2 protein-coding genes are annotated in these 3,912 nt (G+C 67.8%); both read left to right on the top strand.

Annotation, left to right across the window (positions count from 1 at the left end; genetic code table 11):
* Positions 1 to 85: 85 nt before the first annotated feature.
* Positions 86 to 760 carry a YggS family pyridoxal phosphate-dependent enzyme gene (locus tag RMO40_RS23060; protein ID WP_309725940.1) on the top strand — a complete coding sequence of 225 codons (675 nt, stop codon included), beginning with the start codon at positions 86 to 88 and terminating at the stop codon, positions 758 to 760.
* A 94-nt stretch (positions 761 to 854) separates the two neighbouring features.
* Positions 855 to 3,830 (top strand): L-glutamate gamma-semialdehyde dehydrogenase, encoded by a 2,976-nt coding sequence (locus RMO40_RS23055; protein ID WP_309725939.1) that lies wholly within the window; start codon positions 855 to 857, stop codon positions 3,828 to 3,830.
* The last annotated feature ends 82 nt before the right edge of the window (positions 3,831 to 3,912 follow it).

Raw genomic sequence — 3,912 nt, 5'->3', positions numbered from 1 at the left:
TGAGTGATGTCCATGGGTGCGGAGGTCGGGTGAATCGGGCCGCGCACGAGAGCGCAGGGGCGCTGCGAGATACTCTCGAAGCATTATGGCGATGATCGCAGACAAGCTCCAACAAGTGCGCGCTCGCATCGCGCAGGCCTGTGCAGCATCGCAACGGCCCGTGCAAAGCGTCACGTTGCTAAGCGTAAGCAAAACTTTCAGCCCCCAAGCTGTGCGTGAAGCCTTTGCGGCCGGCGAGCGCTGCTTCGGTGAGAACTATGTGCAAGAAGGTGTCGACAAGATCGCTGCGCTCGCCGACTTGCGCACGCAGATCGAGTGGCACCTCATCGGCCCCTTGCAAAGCAACAAGACGCGCGTGGTGGCCGAACACTTCGACTGGGTGCACAGCGTGGAGCGCCTGAAGATCGCCGAGCGCTTGAACGAACAACGGCCCACGCACCTGCCTCCGCTACAGGTGTGCCTGCAGGTCAACATCAGCGGCGAAGCCAGCAAGAGCGGCGTGGCGCCGGGTGAGGTGCCCGCTTTGGCCCGCGCGGTGGCGGCGTTGCCCAGGCTGCGATTGCGCGGGCTGATGGCCATCCCCGAGCCCGACACCGGCGCCGCACCCCACCGCGCGCTGCGCGAGCTGCTCACTCAGTTGCAGGCCGAGGGCCTGGTGCTCGACACCTTGTCGATGGGCATGAGCGCCGACCTCGAGACCGCCATCGCCGAAGGGGCCACCCTGGTGCGTGTGGGCACGGCCATTTTTGGCGGGCGCTGACGAGTATTTAGCGGTTTCGGTGGGTCAGTTTGGTGATTAATCCAAGTTGCAAACAGATACCTTAGCGACTTGTTCAGCAGCCACCCCCACTGCCATGCCCCCGTCCCAAGCTCGTTTGCCGTCGCCCTACCGCCCTGAAACCGAGGTGCTGGCCAGCCTTCTGCAACCGCTGGCCGGCCAGCTCGACTGGCCCGCCGCGATGCAGACCGCCCGGCCGTGGGTGCAGGCGGTGCGCGACAAACCAGCGCCGTTCTGGGCCATGGAGTCGCTGTTGCGCGAGTACCCGATCTCGAGCGCCGAGGGCCTGGCGCTGATGCGCCTGGCTGAAGCGCTGCTGCGTGTGCCCGACACCGAAACCGCCGTCGCCCTCACTGCCGACCAGCTCGGCAAGGCCTCGTTCGACGGCAGCAGCGGTGGGCCGCACAAGATGCTGGCGGCGCTCTCTGCGAGCGCGATCACGATGTCGAAGAAGTTCCTGCCCGACGCACAAGGCGAGAGCGGCCTGCTCCAGCGCCTGGGCGCGCAGACGGTGGTGGCCGCGACGGTGCGCGCCATTCAATTGTTGGGGCGGCAGTTTGTGCTCGGGCGCTCGATTCAGGAGGCGATGAAAGAAGCCGACTCGGCGCGTGGCCAGCAAAGTGCGCTGCGCTTCAGCTACGACATGCTGGGCGAAGGCGCGCGCACCGAGGCCGATGCGCAGCGCTACCTGGCGTCGTATCTGAACGCCATCGACTCGATCGCGGGCGGGCGTGTAGCCGCGCAACCGATGGGCGCCGACGGCATCTCGATCAAGCTGAGCGCCCTCTTCTCGCGCTACGAAGACGCCCAGCGCGAACGTGTGTTCAACGACTTGTTGCCGCGTGTGTGGCAACTCATCGAGCGTGCCGCGCAGGCCAACATCAACCTCACCATCGACGCCGAAGAAAGCGACCGCCTGGAGCTGTCACTCGATGTGCTGGACGCATTGGCCGAGCGCATCGCCACCCACTTTCCGCAATGGCGCGGCTTCGGCCTGGCAGTACAGGCCTACCAGACACGCGCCTTGCACGTGGTGGACGAAGTGGCGCGCATCGCCCGCCGCCACGGCCTGCGTTTCATGGTCCGCCTGGTCAAGGGCGCGTATTGGGACGGCGAGATCAAACGTGCGCAGGAGCTCGGCCTGAGCAGCTACCCCGTGTTCACTCACAAGCACCACACCGACATCGCCTACCTCGCTTGCGCGCAGGCGCTGATCGCGCAGGCCGACGTGATCTACCCGCAGTTCGCGACCCACAACGCCGGCACCATCGCCGCCATCTTGCAGATGGCCAAGCGGCACAACGCGGCCTTCGAGATGCAGCGCCTGCACGGCATGGGCGAGGGTGTGTACCGCGAGGTGATGAAAGACGCCAGCATCCCTGTGCGCGTCTACGCCCCGGTGGGCGAGCACCGCGACCTGTTGGCCTACCTGGTGCGCCGGCTGCTGGAAAACGGCGCCAACTCGTCTTTCGTGCACCAGCTCACCGACGAAGCGGTGGATGTGGATCTGCTGCTTGCCTCACCGCTGCAGCCAGCCGACGCGCCTTCGCTCGCTTTGCCGCAAGCGCTTTACGGCCCCGGCCGCGCCAACTCGCGAGGTGTCGACCTGGCCTGTGTGGCCGAACGTGCGCCGCTGGAGCAGGCCGTGCAATCCACCCGCATCGACCCCGTGCCGCTGGCGACGCCGAACGGTGTGGCGGAAGCCATGGCCCGACTCCATACCGGCTTTGCTGCCTGGAACCACACGCCGCTCGCCGAGCGTGCCGCCGTCTTGCGCCGCGCGGCCGATGCACTCGAGCTGCGCCTGCCCGAGTTCTGCGGCCTGCTGGTCAAGGAAGCGCACAAGACCCTCGGCGACTGTGTGGCCGAAGTGCGTGAGGCCGTGGACTTTTGCCGCTACTACGCCGACCAGGCCGAGCTGCGGCTCGCACCCCACACCCTGCCCGGCCCCACCGGCGAGAGCAACGAACTGCGCCTGCACGGCCGGGGGGTGTTCGTTTGCATCAGCCCGTGGAATTTCCCGCTTGCCATCTTTGCCGGCCAAGTGGTGGCCGCGCTCGTGGCCGGCAACAGCGTGGCCGCCAAACCGGCCGAACAAACACCCGCCGTGGCACAACGCATGGTCGCCTTGCTGCACGACGCCGGTGTGCCGACCGACGCCCTCGCGCTGCTGCACGGCCCGGGCGAGACCATCGGCGCCGCGCTGGTGGCCCACACCCACACGGCCGGTGTGTGTTTCACCGGCTCCACGGCGGTGGCCAAGATCATCAACCGCACACTCGCGGCCAAAGACGGCCCCATCGTGCCGCTGATCGCCGAAACCGGCGGCATCAACGCGATGGTGGTCGACAGCAGCGCGCTGCCCGAGCAAGTGACCGACGCGGTGGTGCAAAGCGCCTTCCGCTCGGCCGGCCAGCGCTGCTCGGCGCTGCGCCTGCTGTGTGTGCACGAAGGCATTGCCGACGGCGTGATCGAGATGATCCGTGGCGCACTCAGCGAGCTGCGGGTCGACGACCCGGCGCTGCTGGCCACCGACGTCGGCCCGGTGATCGACGACGAGGCGTTCGAGGGCATCAACCGCCACGTCGCCCGCCTGCGCCAAGAGGCGGTGCTGATCGGCAGCGCACCCGCGAGCACCGCCGTGCCGCGCCTGGTCACACCCATCGCCTTCGAGCTGCCACGCATCAGCGACGTGAAGCAGGAGATCTTCGGACCGGTGCTGCACGTGGTGCGCTGGGGTGGCGACGTGAACGAGGTGGTGAACCAGATCAACGCCCTCGGCTACGGCCTCACGCTGGGCTTGCAGACGCGCATCGACAGCCGCGCCCAGCGCCTGGCGCTGGCCGCTCGCATTGGCAACGTCTACGTCAACCGCAACATGATCGGCGCGGTGGTCGGTGTGCAGCCCTTCGGCGGCGAAGGCCTCTCGGGCACCGGCCCCAAGGCCGGCGGGCCGCACTACCTCTCCCGCTTCTGCGCCGAACAGACGCTCACCATCAACACCGCCGCAGCGGGCGGCAACGCCGCCCTGCTGGCGGGCCTGCCGGCCTGACGATCACGCGGTGTGCTGGTAGCGGTGCTCCTGCGTCTGGCCGCCATACCCATAGGCGCTGGCTCGCAGGTCGGCCACGTGC

Origin of the sequence: Rhizobacter sp. (assembly GCF_031412075.1) — a bacterium.
In the GTDB taxonomy this organism is placed as follows: domain Bacteria; phylum Pseudomonadota; class Gammaproteobacteria; order Burkholderiales; family Burkholderiaceae_C; genus Rhizobacter.
This window is presented reverse-complemented; position numbering and strand designations above follow the sequence as displayed.

Coding starts and splice junctions, on each gene's coding strand:
- RMO40_RS23055 (WP_309725939.1), top strand. CDS start 855: ATGCCCCCGTCCCAAGCTCGTTTGCCGTCGCCCTACCGCCCTGAAACC.
- RMO40_RS23060 (WP_309725940.1), top strand. CDS start 86: ATGGCGATGATCGCAGACAAGCTCCAACAAGTGCGCGCTCGCATCGCG.